The 19,413-nt window shown below is 44.0% G+C and carries 22 protein-coding genes; all 22 read right to left on the bottom strand.

The window, feature by feature from the left end; all coding sequences use genetic code 11:
- Window positions 1–6 precede the first annotated feature (6 nt).
- The 22 genes from HNR43_RS10855 to uvrA all read right to left on the bottom strand — a co-directional run bounded on the left by HNR43_RS10855 (window position 7) and on the right by uvrA (window position 19,413).
- Complete coding sequence (locus HNR43_RS10855) at window positions 7–972, bottom strand: gluconeogenesis factor YvcK family protein (RefSeq protein WP_183243820.1); 966 nt, start codon at window positions 970–972, stop codon at window positions 7–9.
- A complete protein-coding gene (gene rapZ / locus HNR43_RS10850; protein WP_183243818.1) occupies window positions 969–1,859 on the bottom strand; it encodes an RNase adapter RapZ in 891 nt (296 codons plus the stop codon). The genes HNR43_RS10855 and rapZ overlap by 4 nt, the downstream gene beginning before the upstream one ends.
- A gap of 18 nt (window positions 1,860–1,877) precedes the next feature.
- A complete protein-coding gene (locus HNR43_RS10845) occupies window positions 1,878–2,336 on the bottom strand; it encodes an NUDIX hydrolase (RefSeq protein WP_032101178.1) in 459 nt (152 codons plus the stop codon).
- Window positions 2,337–2,567: 231 nt separating this feature from the next.
- Window positions 2,568–3,515 (bottom strand): thioredoxin-disulfide reductase, encoded by a 948-nt coding sequence (gene trxB, locus HNR43_RS10840; RefSeq protein ID WP_183243816.1) that lies wholly within the window; start codon window positions 3,513–3,515, stop codon window positions 2,568–2,570.
- 95 nt (window positions 3,516–3,610) lie between these two features.
- Window positions 3,611–5,059 (bottom strand): tetratricopeptide repeat protein, encoded by a 1,449-nt coding sequence (locus HNR43_RS10835; protein ID WP_183243814.1) that lies wholly within the window; start codon window positions 5,057–5,059, stop codon window positions 3,611–3,613.
- An 83-nt stretch (window positions 5,060–5,142) separates the two neighbouring features.
- On the bottom strand, window positions 5,143–5,766 hold the full coding sequence (gene hisIE / locus HNR43_RS10830; RefSeq protein ID WP_183243812.1) for a bifunctional phosphoribosyl-AMP cyclohydrolase/phosphoribosyl-ATP diphosphatase HisIE: 624 nt from the start codon (window positions 5,764–5,766) through the stop codon (window positions 5,143–5,145).
- Window positions 5,763–6,521 carry an imidazole glycerol phosphate synthase subunit HisF gene (gene hisF / locus HNR43_RS10825; protein WP_183243810.1) on the bottom strand — a complete coding sequence of 253 codons (759 nt, stop codon included), beginning with the start codon at window positions 6,519–6,521 and terminating at the stop codon, window positions 5,763–5,765. The genes hisIE and hisF overlap by 4 nt, the downstream gene beginning before the upstream one ends.
- Window positions 6,518–7,246: a 1-(5-phosphoribosyl)-5-[(5-phosphoribosylamino)methylideneamino]imidazole-4-carboxamide isomerase gene (gene hisA / locus HNR43_RS10820; RefSeq protein WP_055441744.1), complete on the bottom strand. Its 729-nt coding sequence runs from the start codon at window positions 7,244–7,246 to the stop codon at window positions 6,518–6,520. The genes hisF and hisA overlap by 4 nt, the downstream gene beginning before the upstream one ends.
- Complete coding sequence (hisH, locus tag HNR43_RS10815; protein WP_183243808.1) at window positions 7,246–7,878, bottom strand: imidazole glycerol phosphate synthase subunit HisH; 633 nt, start codon at window positions 7,876–7,878, stop codon at window positions 7,246–7,248. Before hisH ends, hisA begins: the two co-directional genes overlap by 1 nt.
- Window positions 7,879–8,466, bottom strand: a complete 588-nt coding sequence (gene hisB / locus HNR43_RS10810; protein ID WP_183243847.1) for an imidazoleglycerol-phosphate dehydratase HisB — start codon at window positions 8,464–8,466, stop codon at window positions 7,879–7,881.
- Window positions 8,463–9,740 (bottom strand): histidinol dehydrogenase, encoded by a 1,278-nt coding sequence (gene hisD, locus HNR43_RS10805; RefSeq protein ID WP_183243806.1) that lies wholly within the window; start codon window positions 9,738–9,740, stop codon window positions 8,463–8,465. Before hisD ends, hisB begins: the two co-directional genes overlap by 4 nt.
- Window positions 9,730–10,371 carry an ATP phosphoribosyltransferase gene (gene hisG / locus HNR43_RS10800; RefSeq protein ID WP_183243803.1) on the bottom strand — a complete coding sequence of 214 codons (642 nt, stop codon included), beginning with the start codon at window positions 10,369–10,371 and terminating at the stop codon, window positions 9,730–9,732. Before hisG ends, hisD begins: the two co-directional genes overlap by 11 nt.
- Window positions 10,371–11,549 carry an ATP phosphoribosyltransferase regulatory subunit gene (locus HNR43_RS10795; RefSeq protein ID WP_183243801.1) on the bottom strand — a complete coding sequence of 393 codons (1,179 nt, stop codon included), beginning with the start codon at window positions 11,547–11,549 and terminating at the stop codon, window positions 10,371–10,373. The genes hisG and HNR43_RS10795 overlap by 1 nt, the downstream gene beginning before the upstream one ends.
- A gap of 152 nt (window positions 11,550–11,701) precedes the next feature.
- Window positions 11,702–12,190 carry an acyltransferase gene (locus HNR43_RS10790; protein ID WP_055441750.1) on the bottom strand — a complete coding sequence of 163 codons (489 nt, stop codon included), beginning with the start codon at window positions 12,188–12,190 and terminating at the stop codon, window positions 11,702–11,704.
- Complete coding sequence (ppaX, locus tag HNR43_RS10785) at window positions 12,187–12,834, bottom strand: pyrophosphatase PpaX (RefSeq protein WP_183243799.1); 648 nt, start codon at window positions 12,832–12,834, stop codon at window positions 12,187–12,189. The genes HNR43_RS10790 and ppaX overlap by 4 nt, the downstream gene beginning before the upstream one ends.
- Window positions 12,824–13,759 (bottom strand): nucleoside recognition domain-containing protein, encoded by a 936-nt coding sequence (locus HNR43_RS10780; RefSeq protein WP_183243797.1) that lies wholly within the window; start codon window positions 13,757–13,759, stop codon window positions 12,824–12,826. The genes ppaX and HNR43_RS10780 overlap by 11 nt, the downstream gene beginning before the upstream one ends.
- A 20-nt stretch (window positions 13,760–13,779) precedes the next feature.
- A complete protein-coding gene (lgt, locus tag HNR43_RS10775; RefSeq protein ID WP_183243795.1) occupies window positions 13,780–14,589 on the bottom strand; it encodes a prolipoprotein diacylglyceryl transferase in 810 nt (269 codons plus the stop codon).
- 14 nt (window positions 14,590–14,603) lie between these two features.
- Window positions 14,604–15,539, bottom strand: a complete 936-nt coding sequence (gene hprK, locus HNR43_RS10770) for an HPr(Ser) kinase/phosphatase (protein ID WP_009362312.1) — start codon at window positions 15,537–15,539, stop codon at window positions 14,604–14,606.
- A gap of 79 nt (window positions 15,540–15,618) precedes the next feature.
- Entirely contained in the window at window positions 15,619–15,963 is a 345-nt protein-coding gene (locus HNR43_RS10765; RefSeq protein ID WP_183243793.1) for a phage holin family protein, read from the bottom strand.
- Window positions 15,960–16,157, bottom strand: coding sequence for a PspC domain-containing protein (locus tag HNR43_RS10760; protein ID WP_183243791.1), 198 nt, complete (start codon window positions 16,155–16,157; stop codon window positions 15,960–15,962). Before HNR43_RS10760 ends, HNR43_RS10765 begins: the two co-directional genes overlap by 4 nt.
- On the bottom strand, window positions 16,154–16,483 hold the full coding sequence (locus tag HNR43_RS10755; RefSeq protein ID WP_183243789.1) for a magnetosome magnetite crystal formation protein family: 330 nt from the start codon (window positions 16,481–16,483) through the stop codon (window positions 16,154–16,156). Before HNR43_RS10755 ends, HNR43_RS10760 begins: the two co-directional genes overlap by 4 nt.
- Before the next feature lie 77 nt (window positions 16,484–16,560).
- Window positions 16,561–19,413 carry an excinuclease ABC subunit UvrA gene (uvrA, locus tag HNR43_RS10750; protein ID WP_183243787.1) on the bottom strand — a complete coding sequence of 951 codons (2,853 nt, stop codon included), beginning with the start codon at window positions 19,411–19,413 and terminating at the stop codon, window positions 16,561–16,563.

The raw sequence follows: 19,413 nt of genomic DNA, 5'->3' as shown, positions 1-19,413 counted from the left end.
CACCTCCTATACATGTGTGTCGTGCGAAGGAGGTGCAAGAAGCGAAACGAGCAACGCCGCTATTTTTTTCGTATCATGACGCACCGTTCCATCTCGTTCATCAATGAGCGCATCACAAATGACTTGTAAACCGAGCGCTTCTAACTCTCGTGTATCACAAACGACCGGTGCAGCAAATTCTTTCGCATATCGCTCTTTTGTTTCTGGCAAAATCGGGGCATCATTGACAATGACGGCATCTAAAAATGCACACGCCATATGATCATAAAGCGCTTGTACATGATCGCTCGCCGTATAGTTTAATGTTTCCCCTGCCTGGGTCATGACGTTGCATATATATACTTTTTTCGCCTTCGATTTACATACCTCTTCGCCAATTTTAGGAACGAGTAAGTTCGGTAAAATGCTCGTGTATAAACTGCCGGGTCCAATAACAATTAAGTCTGCCGTCCGTAATTCTGTAACCGTTTCTTCAAGTGGTTCGATATTTTCGGGGGTTAAAAATACACGTTTAATTTTTTTCCCCGAATACGGAATTTTTGACTCACCCGATACGATCGTCCCATCTTCCATTTCAGCATGCAAAACGACACTTTCATTAGCGGCTGGCAACACTTTTCCACGTACATTGAGCACTTTCCCCATTTCACGGACAGCACGTACAAAATCGCCAGTGATCGACGTCATCGCTGCTAAAATTAGATTGCCAAGCGAATGACCTGATAACCCGTTTCCATTTTCAAATCGATGTTGAAACAATTCGATAATAAGCGGTTCTACGTCAGAAAGAGCAGCAAGCACATTACGAATATCTCCAGGTGGGGGCATATCAAGTTCATCGCGCAACCTTCCCGAACTTCCACCGTCATCTGCAACAGTAACAATCGCTGTTAAATCGACGTCGTATTGTTTGAGCCCCCGGAGCAATACAGGAAGACCCGTCCCCCCACCGATAACAACAATTTTTTTCATCGATGTATATCCTTTCTTTTTGCAATATCTCGATGTGATACGTGTGTGGTATACTCGTCAGCAAAATGGCGTCCAATATACTCTGCTAACGTAACAGAACGATGCTGTCCACCTGTGCATCCAATGGCAATGACAACTTGGCTTTTTCCTTCCCGTTTATAATGTGGAAGCATAAACGAAAGCAAATCTGTTACTTTTTCAATAAATTTTTGCGTTTCCGTCCACTTCAAAACGTAAGATGATACTTCCTCATCTAGCCCCGTTTTCGGACGCATATGCTCGATATAATGTGGGTTTGGTAAAAAACGAACATCAAAAACGAGATCCGCATCAATTGGCAGACCGTATTTAAAACCAAATGAAACGACATTGACAGAAAAAGTTGTCGTTGCAGGTGTAGCGAATGTTTGCACAATTTTTTCACGCAGTTCACGTGGTTTTAAGTTGGACGTATCAATAATCATTTGCGCGCGCCCTTTTAATTCTTCAAGTAACTGGCGCTCAAGCTTTATCCCTTCAAGCGGCAATCCGCTAGGGGCAAGGGGATGTGAGCGACGCGTTTCTTTATAACGACTCACAAGCGTTGTATCACTTGCATCTAAAAATAAAATTTGTGGGGTTACCCATGACGTTTCTGCTAAATCATCAAGTGCAGCAAAAAGACGGTCAAAAAAGTCACGGCTCCGCAAATCCATGACAAGCGCAATTTTATTCATTTTATTGCCCGATTCCCGAATTAATTCAAGAAACTTCGGTAACAACGTCGGCGGTAAATTATCGACACAAAAATAGCCTAAATCTTCAAAACTTTGAATGGCAACCGTTTTTCCTGCCCCTGACATCCCTGTAATAATAACCATTTGAACATGTGCTGAACCTGTGCTCATCGCTGTTTCCCCCTTTCTTTAACTCGGATCAAGTCGGTAAGACAACAACTCAAATTCCTCCGTATACGTAAACGTGCCATACATGATTCCCGTTCCCTTAATGACATAATCAATAATATGATAATCGCCTGGCGCCATCGGCAATGTTGGAATTTGTTCAATTGGATGCCAAGCGAGCTCCCCTTCTTCACATTGTAATACGTTTTCACCATCAAAATGTTCCGCAAAAAACGTAAACATCATCCATTCGGAAACGACTTCTTCCCCTCGTTTCATTACAAACGTAAATACGCCTTTTAATTGAGGTTTTTTCAAATAAACGCCTGTTTCTTCGCGATATTCTCGCACACAAGCTTCACGTATCGATTCTCCTTGTTCCATTTTCCCACCGGGCGCTACCCACCAACCACGCCGAGGTTTTTTTAATAAAAGAACGTGTCCGTCTTTCACTAATACACAGTTCGTCACTCGTTGCAACGTCCGTTCACCTCAATAATGAATATGTTTTCTCCATTATACTATTTCTTACAAAAGGTCACAAAGTATAAATTTTGAAACGTTTTCATGGCCATAAGCAAAAAAGAAAGCACGGGACGAAAGCCCGTGCCAACAAGTGTATATAAAAAGGGGGTCAATTACTTACTTTTATCATACTCTTTTATTATTTCAAACGTGTTACAGTTCAATTAAAGCGACATTACGTTTTCATTACTGAATGTTAAGCTTTTCCTTCAATTCTTCCACGTAATGTTGGGCGCTTTGTGCCGCAATGCTACCGTCACCTGTTGCTGTAACAATTTGGCGAAGCGACTTTTCACGGACATCCCCCGCGGCAAAAATGCCAGGCACTTTTGTTTCCATTAGTTCATTCGTTTCAATGTAGCCATTTTCATTCGTAATGCCAAGTGAAGCAAATGGCTTTGTCAACGGTACCATTCCGATGTAAATGAACACGCCATCACACGGGAATTCACGCTCTTCCCCTGTTTGTGTATGAACGAGTGTCACACTGCCAACACGGCCATCTTTCTCGTTAATTTGCTTGACTGTATGATTCCAAATAAAATCAATTTTCTCGTTCGCAAACGCTCGTTGCTGTAAAATTTTTTGCGCACGCAACTGGTCGCGACGGTGAACAATCGTCACTTTACTTGCAAAACGAGTTAAATATACACCTTCTTCAACGGCTGAATCTCCTCCGCCGACAACGACAAGTTCTTTGCCTTTAAAAAACGCTCCATCGCACACCGCACAATATGAAACACCACGTCCCCCTAATTCTTTCTCACCAGGAACACCAAGCTTTTTATACTCCGCTCCTGTTGCAATAATAATCGCACGCGCTTTATATTGTTGATTGCTCGTTACAACTGTTTTATATTCGTCGCCATCAATCACTTCTTTTACATCGCCGTATGCATATTCAGCACCAAATTTTTTCGCATGTTCAAACATTTTTGTTGCTAATTCAGGCCCAAGAATATGGTCATAACCTGGATAGTTTTCTACTTCTTCTGTATTTGCCATTTGACCGCCGGGAACCCCGCGTTCAAGCATGAGTGTCGACAAATTCGCCCGAGAAGTATATACTGCCGCCGTCATTCCTGCAGGTCCTGCACCGATAATAATGACGTCATAAATTTTTTCTTGTGACACGTCTCTTTCACCCTTTCTTTACGCATAGCTTTCTATTTTATCGTTTCCATATTTCTATCGTAATACAACAAAAGAAAAGGCGTCCATTAACTTGCTCATTCGTGCCACTTCTGTTTAATCACTTTTACATACTTTCCGATTGTTGCGACGGACACCCCATAACGTTCCGCAAGCATTCGCTGCGTTACACGCTCACCACGATGTTTCCGAAACATATATTCAAACGCCGCCGCCCACGCTTGATGATTAGAAAATGAATCGATTCCCTTCATCGCCTCGACAAAAAAAGAAAACCAAGCAATGTATAACGGCTCATATTCAAACCCATTATGTTGAATAAGCAACGTCACGATGTGATGGGCATCGACAATATATGGCGGCACTTGTTGTTCATGACCATATACGTAGTCGCTCCATTGCTGGAGAAGTGGATGAGACCATGACTGTTTTGGAAACGGACAATCGCTCGTCATAAACGATTTGCTGATTACATATAAAGCATATAAGGAAGAAGCGACATCTTGCTTTGCAAATAACGATTGAATGTGTTCGATCGTCTGCTCCCGATAACGCCACGGTTCACTCCCCTTTTTATCTGGATGAAGCGCAATGAATTTGTTCCACATCGACTCCGCCAACATGCGATATCCCATATGATATGCCGCATATGCGTACCAATAATAAAATGGGGCATCCCCTTCGAAACCACGGCGTTGTAATTGCCGCAACCATTGGAACGCTAAATCGTAGCGCCCGACAATTGCAAACGTCACCCCGAGCTTATACCGATGTTCAAATGAAATCGGATATACGCGCTGTAACGACTGAGTAAGTGAAAATAACCGCTCTTGTTCTTGCAAATAGTACGAAAACACCGCATCGTTGCAAAGAGCATGCAAATTGCCTGGATTTTGTTTCAAAATGTATTCGATCGTTTGTCTCGCTTTCCCGACGTTCCCTTGATAAAAATAGGCTAGTGCTAAGTTGTTGTAAGCTGCCCAATGCTCTGGATGTTGTTCAATCATTTCTTCAAACAAAGTAATCGCTTCTTGAAACTCACCTTTTTCAAGCAACGCACGAGCTTGTTCTTGCTTCATTAACATATCATCGTAATTCAGCCACTCATCATCGTCTTGCTCAATCGTTAAAATGTCTAATAGATCGAGCGTATACTCGGCAAACTCCCCATCCGGCTCGCGCTCCATATACTGTTCCGCATATTTCGTCGCCTCGCCAAACAATCCTAAATGGGCATAATTGTTAGCCAAAAAATAAAAACATTCCGTTAAATCATCATTATGTTCAATAATGCGCAATAGCCATTCGTTCGATTGCGCATATTCCCCCAATTCTGACAATACAATCGCCAGTTGGCAAGCAAATGTACTTTGTTCTGGCTCGAGTTGCACCGCACGTTGCAAATATGCTTTCGCTTTACGCAAATCGCGGCGGCGATAACATGTGACACCTTTATTAAAAAAGTACGTACCGTCTTGAATAAACGGGATGACTTTTCCGACACGTTTTTGCAAATGTTTTTCCATCGAACCCTCCATGTTGATTTCTTTCACCGAAAGAAAGTATACCACATTTTCGCTTCAGAACAACATGGATGGGTAAAAAAGCGTTACCGATGACGCTCAGCTAATACGGAAAGAACATCATCAAGCGACACGCGCTGTTCACGCAACAAAACGAGCAAATGATACAATAAATCCGCCGCTTCCCATCTCAGTTCTTCTTTTGAGCGATTTTTAGCTGCAATAATGACTTCAGCCGCTTCTTCTCCAACTTTTTTAGCAATTTTATCAATTCCTTTGTCAAATAAATATGTCGTATACGATCCTTCAGGACGTTTTGCCTCACGCTCCGCAATAACCGATTCTAACACATTTAGCACCGCAAAACGATCTCGTTTGACGACAGGCTTTTCATCTTCCAACCGATGATGAAAACAAGAGTACTCTCCTGTGTGGCATGCCGGTCCTTTCGGCTCAACAAGAATAAGGAGTGTGTCCGCATCGCAGTCGTAGCGAATATCAACAACTTTTTGGACGTTTCCTGATGTTTCCCCTTTATGCCATAACATTTGACGGGAGCGACTATAAAACCACGTTTCTTTTGTTTCCAACGTTTTTTGTAGCGATTGCTCGTTCATATATGCTAACATCAGCACTTCTTTACTGTGCGCATCTTGGACAATCGCTGGAACAAGTCCTTGTTCATTAAATCGAACCGCTTTTACATTCATCGAACGTTTACCCCCTGTTTACGCACGTACTGTTTCACTTGTTGGACAGACGTTTCTTTGTAATGAAAAATAGAGGCCGCCAACGCCGCATCCGCTTGAGCGACTTGAAACACATCAACAAAATGTTGCGCGCATCCTGCCCCTCCTGATGCAATGACAGGAACAGACACTGCTTCACTCACTTGTTTCGTTAATGCCAAATCAAAACCGTCTTTTCCACCATCGCGATCCATACTCGTTAATAAAATTTCTCCTGCTCCGCGCTTGACAACCTCTTTCGCCCACGCGACAACTTCCCAATCTGTCGGACGGCGGCCACCGTGCGTATACACGCGCCACGACTGCATCGTTGAATCATACTTCGCATCAATTGCCACGACGATACATTGCGAACCAAAAAAATTCGCTCCTTCTGTAATCAACTCTGGACGCAACAGTGCCGCGGTATTGACCGATACCTTGTCCGCTCCAGCACGCAAAATCGTTTTCATATCTTCTAACGTACTAATGCCACCGCCGACAGTAAACGGAATGGCAAGCTGCGCAGCAACACGCTGAACGACATCCACCATCGTTTTTCGACCTTCGTGTGACGCAGAAATATCTAAAAAAACAAGTTCGTCAGCTCCTTGTTCATCGTACACACGAGCAAGCTCTACCGGATCACCCGCATCACGCAACGAAACAAATTGCACACCTTTGACAACGCGTCCATCTTTCACGTCTAAACAAGGAATAATTCGCTTTGTGATCATTGCTCCACCGCCTTTAACGCCTCAGCAACTGTAAACTTACCTGTATATAGCGCTTTACCGACAATCGCTCCAGCCACTCCTTCGTTTTCGAATTGCTTTAAGGCACGTAAATCATCGAGCGAACGAATCCCTCCTGAAGCGATAACACGTTTATTCGTCGCTTTGGCTAACCGAACGACTGCCTCGATATTTGGTCCTGATAACATCCCATCTGTCGCAATATCTGTAAAAATAAATGTTTCTGCTCCAGCGTCCGCGAGCTGTTTGCCAAGTTCAACAGCTTCGATCGTCGATGTATGCGTCCACCCTTCTGTCGCAACAAACCCGTTTTTTGCATCAATACCTATCACAATTCGCTCACCATACGTGCGAAGCATCGCTTTCACAAATGAAGGATTCGAAATCGCAGCACTCCCTAAAATGACGCGTGCCACACCTTGTTCTAAATAATACGCCACATCTTCTTCTGTACGAATGCCGCCGCCAATTTGAACGTTCACCGCAAGCGTTTGTGCCACTTCAACGACAAACGCGTCATTTACACGCCTTCCTTCTTTCGCTCCATCTAAATCGACCATATGAATCCATGTCGCTCCTTGTGAAACAAACGAGCGAGCCATCTCTACTGGCGAGTGTCCATATACTGTTTCTTGATTGTAATCTCCTTGCACGAGGCGAACACATTTTCCATCGCGCATGTCGATCGCTGGATAAATCGTAAACATTAGCCCCTCTCCCTTTCTACAACCCTCGCATAATTTTGCAATAGACGCATCCCGAGTTTTCCGCTTTTCTCTGGGTGAAATTGTGTACCAAATATCGTTCCGCGTCCAACGACAGCAGGAACTTCTACATCATATTGGGCACTTGCTAACACAACAGTTGGGTCATCCGCTTGCACATAATACGAGTGCACGAAATATACGTGTCCTCGCTCAACGTGATCAAAAAGCGGAGATGGCTGATGGAAAACAAGTTCGTTCCATCCCATATGTGGCACTTTATATCGCTTCCCTTCTTTTGTCATCCCTGCAAAGCGGACGACGCGACCTGGGAGTAACTGCAATCCAGATGTCAAACCATTTTCTTCGCTTCCTTCAAACAACAATTGCATGCCTAAACAAATACCAAGAAGCGGTTTTCCTATTGCGACTTGTTCGTGAATGAAAGAGTCCAGCTTCGTTTCCGTTAAAATATGCATCGCATCTTTAAATGAGCCAACGCCTGGTAAAATGAAGCCATCTGCTTGGCGCAATTTGTCTTGATCGCTTTCAACGATGTACGGTACATTTAGTCGCTCTAGTGCTTTGCTGACGCTATATAAATTGCCCATGCCATAATCAATAATGCCGATCATTTACAACATTCCTTTCGTGGACGGTACAGATTTGACGCGTGGATCAATCATCGTGGCTTCATCTAGCGCGCGTGCAAGTGCTTTAAATACCGCTTCAATCATATGATGTGTATTGCGCCCATAATGAACGATGACATGCACATTCATTCGTGCTTCTAATGCTAGTTTCCATAAAAATTCATGCACGAGCTCGACATCAAACGTCCCTACTTTTTGGCTTGGAAACTCTCCACGAAACTCAAGATGCGGGCGATTGCTCACATCGATGACAACTTGTGCAAGCGCATCGTCCATCGGAACGAACGCGTTTCCGTATCGTCTAATTCCTTTTTTATCACCGAGTGCTTGGCGAATCGCTTGCCCTAAACAAATGCCAATATCTTCTGTCGTATGATGGTCGTCAATATGTGTATCCCCTTTGGCTTTGACAAACAAGTCAAAATGTCCGTGCTTTGTAAATAAATCAAGCATATGTGTTAAAAACGGCACACCTGTGTCCAACTCCGCTTTCCCTTCTCCATCCACCGCAAACGTTAGCTCAATTTGTGTTTCATTTGTCGCTCGTTGAATGGTCGCTGTCCGCATTATTTGTCTCCCCTTTTCAATCGTTCCTCTACTGCTCGTGCATGTGCTTCAAGCCCTTCTAATCGTGCAAACGCCGCAATTTTTGACGCATGTTGCCGCCATGCTTGCTCGCTATAAAAAACGATGCTTGACTTTTTCATAAATGCCTCAACTGTTAGTCCTGACGAAAAACGAGCCGTCCCATTTGTCGGCAACACATGATTCGTCCCCGCAAAATAATCTCCTACAGGTTCAGAACTGTACGAACCTAAAAAGATCGCGCCCGCATGTCGAATGTCACTTAATATTTCAAACGGCTCAGCCGTCATCACTTCTAAATGTTCGGGTGCTAATTCATTTACGACATCAATCGCTTGTTTCATCGTATCGGTCACATAAATGACCCCGTATTCATTGATCGCTTTTTGAGCAATTTCTTTTCGCGGAAGGGTAGCAAGCTGTTTGTCCACCTCTTCCTCTACTTTTAAAGCAAGTTGTAAAGACGGTGTCACCAATATACTTACCGCCCGTTCATCATGTTCTGCCTGCGATAATAAATCCGCCGCAATTTCGTTCGGCTTTGCTGTTTCATCAGCGAGTACGACAATTTCACTCGGCCCTGCAATCATATCAATATCGACTTGACCGAACACTTCCCTTTTAGCAAGTGCGACGTAAATGTTTCCAGGTCCAAAAATTTTATCGACCGGCTCGATCGTCTCTGTACCGTATGCTAGTGCTGCAATCGCTTGGGCTCCCCCAACTTTATATATCTCTTGAACGCCAAGCTCACATGCCGCAACAAGAACAGCCGCAGGCAACGTTCCGCGCTCATTTGGCGGAGAAACGATGACAATACGTTTCACTCCAGCCACTTGTGCTGGAATGACATTCATAAGTACCGATGATGGATAAGCGGCTGTTCCACCCGGCACATATAACCCGACTGCATCAAGCGGTGTTACTTTTTGTCCGAGAATCGTTCCATCGTCACGCGTCATAAACCATGACGTCGCACGTTGACGTTCGTGATATTCGCGAATATTTTGCGCCGCTTCACGAATGATTTGTATCATGGCTTCATCAATGAGCCAATACGCCTCCTCAATTTCTTCTTGTGTAACAGCAAACGTATCAAAGGAAATGCCATCAAACATCTCCGTATATTTTTTTAATGCGCGATCTCCGTTGTTTCGCACATCATCAATAATTTGTTGTACTGCTCGTCTTTGCTCTTCTGTCCCGCTTTCGATCGTCCGTCGCAGCGAAACTGTTCCTTCCACACGCTCAATTTTCATTGCATTCCCCCGCTTTCTCGATCGCGTATGTTAAACGATCAACCATTTGTTCAATCGCCCGATCTTGCATGCGATAACTCACTGGATTGACAATAAAACGCGATGTTACATCAACAATTCGTTCTAGTTCAACAAGCCCATTTTCCTTTAACGTTCGCCCTGTCGAAACAATATCAACAATTCGTTCAGCTAAGCCAATGAGCGGAGCTAATTCAACAGACCCGTTTAATTTAATAATTTCTACTTGTTCCCCTTGCTCGCGAAAATAAGTCGATGCAATATTTGGATATTTTGTTGCGACTCTTGGCGCAATCGGGTGAACGCGCGTGTTCGGGAGCCCTGCCACCGCTAAATAACAAGGGCTAATGCGCAAATCTAACATTTCATACACATCTCGCTCTTCTTCAAGGAGCACATCTTTTCCAGCGATGCCGACATCCGCAACCCCATGTTCAACATATGTCACAACGTCCATTGGCTTCGCTAAAATAAAGCGGAGCTGTTCATTCGGGACGTCAATCATTAGTTTTCGAGAATGTTCTAAGTCATCAGGAATGTCATAACCCGCCTGCTTTAACAAAGAAAGTGCTTCTGAAAAAATACGTCCTTTTGGCATCGCAAACGTCAGCATTATCGTTCATCCTTTCCGCGTTTCCCTAATACGTACACTACATCGTCAAATGATGCAGTAAATTGATCCATATCCTGAATACCTGAAACTTGTTGCAATACAACTTTTTCTCCTTTTCGCCTCATTTCCGCTGCTTTCGCATACGCCTCCGCAAAACGTTCTTGACTAAAAATAATGCACGTCTTTTTTTCATCGTTTCGCCCTTCGCCAAGCGCCTCCATTAAGCGATCTAATCGGACGCTAAATCCTGTCGCAGGCGAGGGGCGGTGAAATTTTGCTAGCAATTCATCATATCGCCCGCCGTTCCCAAGTAAAAACCCAACGTTTTTCGCATATACTTCAAACAGGACGCCAGTATAGTAGCTCATATGACTCACTAAACTCATGTCTAATTTCACCATATCCGTAACGCCATATTGGTCAATATGCGCCCATAATAGTTCTAATTCATCAACTGCCCGTCGCTCCACTTCTGTTGTGGCAAATGCTTTTGCTTCTGCGACGACTTCCTCTCCCCCTCTTAATGTTAAGATACGTAAAAGGCGATCACGATCAATCGAGGAGAGTGGCAACGATTTGACGTGCTCTCGATAGCCGACATAATTTTTTTCATATAAAAAACGACGCAACGTTTCTACACGTTGTTCGTGACGCAAAATATCGAAAAACAATGCATCCACATAGCCGATATGACCGATCGTCACAGTGAAATCGCGCAACCCTGCCCGCTTTAAAGCAAAAATCATTAAACTGATTACTTCTGCATCAGCATACATCGTGCCGTCGCCAATGTATTCCACTCCCACTTGCTCAAACTCTGCCGGTCTTCCTCCTTCACGTTGCTGAGCCCGAAACACATTCGCCGCATACGCTAAACGGAGCGGACACCCTTCCTTATATAATTTCGATGCTGCTAGGCGAGCAATGGGAGATGTCATATCTGGACGCAACACGAGCGTATGCCCTTCCCGATCGAGCAACTTAAATAACTGCTGATCTAAAATCGCCGATGCGGCACCAACCGTTTCATCATATTCTAACGTCGGTGTTTCAATAAACGAATATCCCCACGTTTCGATTTCTGCCATCATTGCTTCCCGTAATGCACGTTTCGTTTTATATACATCTGGCAACGTATCTCGCATGCCGAGCGGCTTTTCAAACATAAATACTCTCATCTTTGTCCCGTCCTTCTTTTACTTTAGTTCGCTAATATATTAGCAAATTAAAGTTTGTTATTTGTAGTTTACTCCTCGTTCTTCGTTTCGTCAACTACAAACTCATTCGATTTTTTTCGACTTAATTCCTTTTTTATTCATAAAAAAACGCCTTAGCGTTCGCTAAGACGAATGATTTGCATCGGGTTGCCGCCAACGAATGCACCAGCTGGTACATCGCGATGCACGAGCGTACCTGCGGAAACAACAGCACGATCCCCGATCGTGACACCCGGCAAAATGGTTGTGTTAGCTCCAATCATGACATCGTTGCCGATAATGACGTCTCCGAGCCGATACTCATTTACTAAATATTCATGTGCTAAAATCGTCGTATTGTAGCCAATAATTGTGTTATGACCGATGTGAATTTTCTCTGGAAACAAAATATCTGGCATGACCATAAACGCTAACGCCGTATGTTCGCCAATGTCCATGCGCAAAAACGTGCGATATAACCAGTTTTTCAGTGGGAAAAACGGGGTATAGCGCCCGATCAAAATGACAATGACATTTTTTAATACTTTCCAAAACGAAACGGTTCGATATAGTTGCCATAAGGAGTTCGTTCCTTCGACAACATGACGTTCGGTTTTTCTCAATGCGGCGTCACCCCTAAAATACTTAACAAATCGCTCATTTTTTCAAGCATAAAATCAGGTTCGTATTTCGCTAAATGTTCTCGTCCTTTAATCGTCCAAGCGACTCCTGCCGTTTTTGTCCCCGCATGTTTCCCTGCTAAAATGTCATGATGGTTATCCCCAACCATTAATGTTTCTTCCGGCTTTGCTTGTAAACAAGCGAGCGCTTTTTCAATCGGTTCAGGGTGCGGTTTCGCATGTTCAACATCATCGAGCGTAATGATGCATTGGAAAAACGAATCTAACTTCGTTAACTTCAATCCCATATTGACCGTATGACGAATTTTCGTCGTTACGATGCCGAGTTTAAAACCTCGCTCGTGTAACGTTTGTACCGTATCATACACCGTTTCATATTCTTTCACTAACGCATCATGATGCGCATGATTAAATGCCCGATACGTTTCAATCATTTCATTAACTCGATTTGGATCAATCGCTTCAAACGTATCACGTAACGGTGGGCCAATAAAGGCGAGCACATCTTCGCGCGTATATTGATTTGGATAATAATGATTGAGCGTATGCAAAAATGATTCAATAATTAAATCGTTCGTATTAATAAGCGTACCGTCTAAGTCAAATAAAATCGTATTAATATTCATACGTCGCTTCCTTTCTTTTTCGATGTTCCATGCGATTCCAAATAAAGCTTAATGCAACAGTCAATAAAACAGCGGTGACAAGCCGTATAACAAGCAACGGCCATACCGGAATGCCGAGCGGGACGAACAATAACGTATCTTCCACTACCGCATGACACGCAACTAAAAATAAAAACGTCAATGTTAAATCTTTTTTAGACACCCCGTCTTCTTTCACCGCCTGAATCATGACGCCCGCACCGTAAGCAAGCCCGAACAATAAACCAGCTGCCATCGTGAGCGAGGCGTTTTCACGAATGCCAAGCAACCGTGCAAATGGCGATAGCCACTTCGAAAACGTGTCGAGCCACTTTAATTCTTTTAACACTTGAATCGCAATCATAAGCGGAATAATAATAAGCGCAAGCTGTCCAATGCCGTATATTGCTTTTTCGATTCCTGTCCAAACGATCTCCCCCCACGTATGAGGCACGGTTGAAGATTGTGGCATAAATCCGTACTGCGCCATTTGTTCTCCGCCATCCCACAAAACGTGAATAATCCATGCAGAAACGAATGCTAAACTGACGCGAACAGCAACCGTCCACCAAACACGAACACCTACTTGTGCAGCAACCGCAGACTCAACAAGCATATTGTGTGAAAACGACAACATCACCGCTAAAATAAACACTTCTTTCACCGTCAAGTCCATCGTCAGCATCGCACCAATACCGGCATATAAATTTAAAAAATTGCCGAGCACTAAAACGAGCGCGGCATCTCCCGGTAAACCGATCCACTGCATCATCGGCGTTAAAAGGTTTGTCACCCACGGTAAAACGGGGGAGTATTGTAAAAGTGTCACAATGACCGTAATCGGAAAAATCACTTTTCCGAGCGTCCATGTCGTTTTTAATCCAACAAACAAACCCCTTTGAAGCACGTTGCTTCCCCCCCTCTCGTTTAATCGTTGTACCGCTCATTCGCTAAACCGCGCACGCGACGTACAACGACCATCATGACCGCAAACACGATAAGCAAAAGCGAAATAAACTGAGCCATACGAATCGTCTCGGTTAACATTAAACTGTCTGTCCGCAGTCCTTCAATAAAAAAGCGCCCGATGGAATACCAAATGATGTACGTAAAAAATAATTCTCCTCGTCGTAAATTTCGTCTTCGGAGCGCAAGTAAAACGAGAAAGCCGAGCGTATTCCATAACGATTCATATAAAAACGTCGGATGATAATATTGTCCTTGTATGTACATTTGATTAATGATCCAATCCGGCAAATGCAAACTTTCTAAAAATGCTCGTGATACTGGTCCCCCGTGCGCTTCTTGATTCATAAAATTGCCCCAACGGCCGATCGCCTGACCTAAAATAATGCTCGGTGCTGCAATATCCGCTAGTTTCCAAAACGACAATCGTCGTTTTTTCGCAAAAACGACACCTGTCACAATAGCACCAATTAAACCACCGTGAATCGCCAAGCCACCGTGCCAAATTTGTGGAATTTCGCTTATGTGCTGTGAATAGTAGTCCCATTGAAAAATAACGTAATACGCGCGTGCACATACAATCGCAATTGGAACAGCAATTAATACAAGATCAACAAACGTTTCTTTTCTTATCCCTAGCCGTTCGCTTTCTCGCGTAGCGAGCCAAAGCCCAAGCAAGACGCCTGTCGCAATAATAACACCGTACCAATAAATTGTAATTGGTCCGAGTTGAAAAAAGACGCGATCAAGCGGTTCAATATGTAACAACATGAACACCCATCCTCTCATTCATAATCGTGCTCTGCATCGCCAATCGCATCAGCCAATCGGGCAGAAAATTCTTCCGCTGCATTCACACCCATGCGCTTCAAACGGAAATTCATCGCTGCCACTTCAATAATGACCGCTAAATTTCGTCCTGGACGAACAGGAATCGTCAGTTTTGTCACTTCGGTATCAATAATTTTTACTTTTTCCTCTTCAAGTCCGAGACGATCGTATTGTTTATTTGGATCCCATAATTCTAAATCGATGACAAGCGAAATGCGTTTATGCGGACGCACCGCTCCTGCCCCAAATAGCGTCATGACGTTAATAATGCCGAGTCCACGAATTTCAAGCAAATGTTCAATAAGCTCTGGTGCGCTACCGATAAGTAAATTTTCATCCTCTTGGCGAATTTCGACACAATCATCTGCCACGAGACGATGTCCGCGCTTCACAAGCTCAAGCGCTGTTTCACTTTTTCCAACACCACTTTTTCCTGTGATGAGCACACCGACACCGTACACATCAACGAGCACACCGTGTACAGCGGTCGTCGGCGCGAGTTTACTTTCTAAATAGTTCGTTAAACGGCTAGCCAGCCGCGTCGTTTTCATCGTTGAACGCATGACAGGTACTTCTTTTTTTTCCGATGCTTCAATCAATTCTTTTGGCACTTCTAATCCGCGTGAGACGATAATCGCAGGCGTAATATCCGTACATAACTTTTCCATGCGTAATCGTTTTTCTACAGGCGTTAGTCTTTCAAAAAAAGACAGCTCTGTCATCCCGAGCAATTGTACACGTTCCGCTGGATAATATGCAAAATAACCGGCCATTTCAATGCCCGGACGAGATAAGTCACTCGTTGTAATCGGGCGATGAATCCCCTCTGCCCCGCTTACAAGCTCAAATTGAAACTCATCAATTAAATCTTTTGTTCGTACTTTTGGCATACGTATCCCTCCTTCTTCCTTTTCTCATTGTAACACTTTCACGTCAAAATAAAAACGTTCACGCACGAAGCGGAACGTTTTACTTTTCTTTTCGTACTGACTCAATGAGTAAATGAAAAAGTGAGATCGCAAGCGATGCAAATAACGCATTGCTAAAGCCGCCAATGTCAAATGAACTACCCATGAGCGAAGCTGTCATTGCTAGTGTGATTGCGTTAATGACGAATAAAAATAATCCGAACGTCAATACAGTCACAGGAAGCGTCAATAAAATAAGTAACGGTCGAACGAACGTATTGAGAAAAGACAAAAGAATGCTTGCAACGAGCGCGGCTCCAATGCTTGATAAATAAATGGAGTCAAAATATCCAGCTAGCGCTAATAATAAAACGGCGTTAATCACTGTACGTACAAGCCATCTCATATGACGGTCTCCTCATTTGGAATAATGAATATGGCAAGCGCGTATAAAATCGCAAACGGCATAATGCCGGTAATTAATAATAGCGCGACAAACAGTAAACGTACAACAGTGGCGTCCATATTCATATAAGCTGCTAATCCGCTTAACACACCTGCAATCATGCGATCATGGCGAAGCCTTACAAGCTTTTTCATTCATACATTCCTCCCGACTGTTGTAATACTTGAATCCCTTTAATAATATTCCAAACAATAATAACGACATGCACGATGCCTCCGATCACCACCCCGATAAATGGAAGACCGATCCATCCGTCCACACCTGCGATAGCGAAAATCATAAACAGTCCACCCGTAGCAACCACAATCGCAATAGGGATGAGATGGGACAAAAATGATTTTTTCGCATGCTCTTTTACTCGTTCATGTTTTGTGACAAAATAAACGATGATTGGAAATAAAAACGGGGCAAAAAATACGCTGAAATAACATAACGCCGCAAGCAACTTATTTCCTTCCATCGAAATCAACTCCTTTTTCCTTTACTTATACATACGATTGTTGGAAAGGAAAGTTTCGTACAAAAAAACCGAGCGTGTTATACGCTCGGTATGCGCTGACGCATGCGTTCGCGATCGCGCGCTAAAATCGGTTGTAAATATCGTCCTGTATATGACCCCTCGATTTGAGCAACTTCCTCTGGCGTACCTGTCGCAACAATTTGTCCGCCCCCATCGCCACCTTCTGGTCCAAGATCAATAATATAGTCTGCCGTTTTAATGACATCTAAATTGTGCTCGATGACAAGCACCGTATCTCCTTGCTCCACAAGCCGTTGTAAAACATGTAATAAACGGGCAATATCATCCACATGCAAACCGGTTGTCGGTTCGTCTAAAATGTATAATGTTCTCCCTGTTGAGCGACGATGTAACTCAGATGCTAACTTTACGCGTTGCGCCTCGCCACCAGAAAGCGTCGTAGCTGGCTGCCCGAGTTGCATATAACCGAGCCCGACATCGTAAAGCGTTTGTAACTTTCGTTTAATTTTCGGGATATTTTCGAAAAACATGAGCGCTTCTTCCACTGTCATATCTAGCACTTCGGCGATATTTTTATCTTTATATTTCACTTCCAGCGTTTCGCGGTTGTACCGTTTCCCGTGACATACTTCACAAGGGACGTACACATCAGGCAAAAAGTGCATTTCAATTTTAATAATGCCATCGCCGCGACATGCTTCACAGCGACCACCTTTGACGTTAAAACTAAACCGCCCTTTTTGATACCCGCGCATTTTCGCTTCGTTCGTCGTCGCAAATAAATCGCGAATATCGTCAAAGACGCCCGTATATGTCGCAGGATTCGAGCGCGGGGTTCGACCGATTGGCGACTGGTCGATGTCAATGACTTTATCTAAATAATGAATGCCACGAATGTCCGTATGCTCTCCCGGCTTCACTTTCGCATGATGTAGTTTTTGCGCTAACGCCTTATGCAAAATTTCATTAATAAGCGTACTTTTTCCTGAACCCGACACGCCTGTCACCGCAACAAACAATCCAAGCGGAATGCGAACATCGACGTTTTTTAAGTTGTTCTCTCGCGCCCCGATCACTTCAAGCCAACGCCCGTCCGGCTTTCTTCGTTCAATCGGAAGCGGAATAAATTTTTTCCCTGATAAATATTGACCGGTTAACGAATGTGGATCGTTCATCACTTGTTCAGGTGTACCTGCAGCGACTACTTGTCCACCGTGCGCCCCTGCTCCCGGCCCGATGTCAATTAAATAATCTGCCGCAAGCATCGTATCTTCATCGTGCTCAACGACAATGAGCGTATTTCCTAAATCGCGCATGTTTTGCAACGTCGCAATTAACCGATCGTTATCGCGCTGATGAAGCCCGATCGACGGTTCATCTAACACGTATAATACACCCGTTAAGCGCGATCCGATTTGTGTCGCTAGTCGAATGCGCTGCGCCTCTCCACCGGAAAGCGTCCCTGCCGCGCGATTTAACGTTAAATAATCGAGTCCAACATTTTTTAAAAAGCCGAGTCGCTCGACAATTTCACGTAAAATGAGATGGGCGATTTTTTGTTCTTTTTCCGTCAGCTGAAGCATTTCAAAAAACGTAAGCGCCTCGTTGACCGACATCGCCGTCACTTCGCCAATATGTTTGCCGCCAACGAAAACCGCTAAACTTTCTTTTTTTAGTCGATTTCCATGACACGTCGGACACGGCTGTTCAGTCATATATTTTTCCATTTGCTCCCGTACGTAATCGGACGTCGTTTCACGATAACGACGTTCAACGTTGCGCACGACACCTTCAAATTCCACATACGTTTCACGCACATGCCCAAAGTCGTTTTCATAACGAAAATATATTTTTTCCCCGTTTGATCCGTACAATAAAAGGTCGAGCTGTTGTTTCGGCAACTGTTTGACAGGCACGTCCATATCAATGCCGTAATGGCGACATACCGTTTCTAACAATTGCGGATAATATTGCGAACTTTGCGGTTCCCATGGCGCGAGCGCATGCTCACGAAGCGTCAACTCTTTATTTGGAATAACTAAATCAAGATCGACTTCCAGTTTTGCTCCTAATCCGTCGCACGATGGACACGCGCCGTATGGGCTGTTAAATGAAAATAAACGCGGCTCTAATTCACCGATCGAAAAACTACAATGCGGACAAGCATGATGTTCACTAAACAACAATTCTTCTTGTCCAATCACATCGACGAGCACTTTGCCGTCACCGAGCTTTAACGCCGTTTCAAGCGAATCAGCAAGGCGCGATTGAATGCCTTCTTTCATGATGATGCGATCGATGACAACTTCAATGGAGTGTTTTTTATTTTTTTCAAGCACGATGTCTTCCGATACGTCACGCAATTCCCCGTCAACTCGGACACGCACGTACCCTTGTTTTTTAATCTCCTCTAACGTTTTGACATGCGTCCCTTTTCGTCCGGAGACGATAGGCGCTAAAATTTGCATTTTCGTCCGTTCTGGATATTGCATTAAGTGGTCAACCATCTGTTCAATCGTTTGCGACGTAATTTCAATCCCATGCGTCGGGCAAACAGGTCGACCGATGCGTGCAAATAGTAAGCGCAAATAATCGTAAATTTCTGTGACCGTTCCGACTGTTGATCGCGGGTTGCGGCTCGTCGTTTTTTGGTCAATCGAAATGGCGGGCGACAACCCTTCAATCGAATCGACATCGGGCTTATCCATTTGCCCTAAAAATTGACGGGCGTATGCCGACAGCGATTCGACATACCGCCGTTGTCCTTCTGCATAAATCGTGTCAAATGCAAGCGATGATTTTCCTGAGCCAGACAAACCGGTAAGCACAACGAGTTTGTTGCGCGGAATAACGACGTCAATATTTTTTAAATTGTGCGCTCGTGCGCCTTTGACGACAATATGATCCAT

Origin of the sequence: Anoxybacillus mongoliensis (genome assembly GCF_014201515.1) — a bacterium.
Classification (GTDB): Bacteria; Bacillota; Bacilli; order Bacillales; family Anoxybacillaceae; genus Anoxybacillus; species Anoxybacillus mongoliensis.
Note: the sequence above shows the minus strand (reverse complement) of the source record. Positions and strands in the feature narration are given on the sequence as shown.

Bases quoted from the DNA above. Each gene is read 5' to 3' on its own strand.
- HNR43_RS10835 (WP_183243814.1), bottom strand. From the start codon at position 5,059: ATGGAAAAACATTTGCAAAAACGTGTCGGAAAAGTCATCCCGTTTATT.
- HNR43_RS10765 (WP_183243793.1), bottom strand. From the start codon at position 15,963: ATGAGATGGCTTGTACGTACAGTGATTAACGCCGTTTTATTATTAGCG.
- uvrA (WP_183243787.1), bottom strand. From the start codon at position 19,413: ATGGATCATATTGTCGTCAAAGGCGCACGAGCGCACAATTTAAAAAAT.
- rapZ (WP_183243818.1), bottom strand. From the start codon at position 1,859: ATGAGCACAGGTTCAGCACATGTTCAAATGGTTATTATTACAGGGATG.
- HNR43_RS10755 (WP_183243789.1), bottom strand. From the start codon at position 16,483: ATGGAAGGAAATAAGTTGCTTGCGGCGTTATGTTATTTCAGCGTATTT.
- HNR43_RS10855 (WP_183243820.1), bottom strand. From the start codon at position 972: ATGAAAAAAATTGTTGTTATCGGTGGGGGGACGGGTCTTCCTGTATTG.
- lgt (WP_183243795.1), bottom strand. From the start codon at position 14,589: ATGTTGTTACATATTGAACCGCTTGATCGCGTCTTTTTTCAACTCGGA.
- hisA (WP_055441744.1), bottom strand. From the start codon at position 7,246: ATGTTTACGATTTATCCAGCGATCGACATGCGCGATGGAAAATGTGTT.
- hisH (WP_183243808.1), bottom strand. From the start codon at position 7,878: ATGATCGGCATTATTGATTATGGCATGGGCAATTTATATAGCGTCAGC.
- HNR43_RS10795 (WP_183243801.1), bottom strand. From the start codon at position 11,549: ATGAGAGTATTTATGTTTGAAAAGCCGCTCGGCATGCGAGATACGTTG.
- hisIE (WP_183243812.1), bottom strand. From the start codon at position 5,766: ATGAATGTAAAAGCGGTTCGATTTAATGAACAAGGACTTGTTCCAGCG.
- ppaX (WP_183243799.1), bottom strand. From the start codon at position 12,834: ATGAATATTAATACGATTTTATTTGACTTAGACGGTACGCTTATTAAT.
- hisG (WP_183243803.1), bottom strand. From the start codon at position 10,371: ATGCTGACGTTTGCGATGCCAAAAGGACGTATTTTTTCAGAAGCACTT.
- hprK (WP_009362312.1), bottom strand. From the start codon at position 15,539: ATGCCAAAAGTACGAACAAAAGATTTAATTGATGAGTTTCAATTTGAG.
- HNR43_RS10760 (WP_183243791.1), bottom strand. From the start codon at position 16,157: ATGAAAAAGCTTGTAAGGCTTCGCCATGATCGCATGATTGCAGGTGTG.
- hisD (WP_183243806.1), bottom strand. From the start codon at position 9,740: ATGAAAATTGAGCGTGTGGAAGGAACAGTTTCGCTGCGACGGACGATC.
- hisF (WP_183243810.1), bottom strand. From the start codon at position 6,521: ATGATCACAAAGCGAATTATTCCTTGTTTAGACGTGAAAGATGGACGC.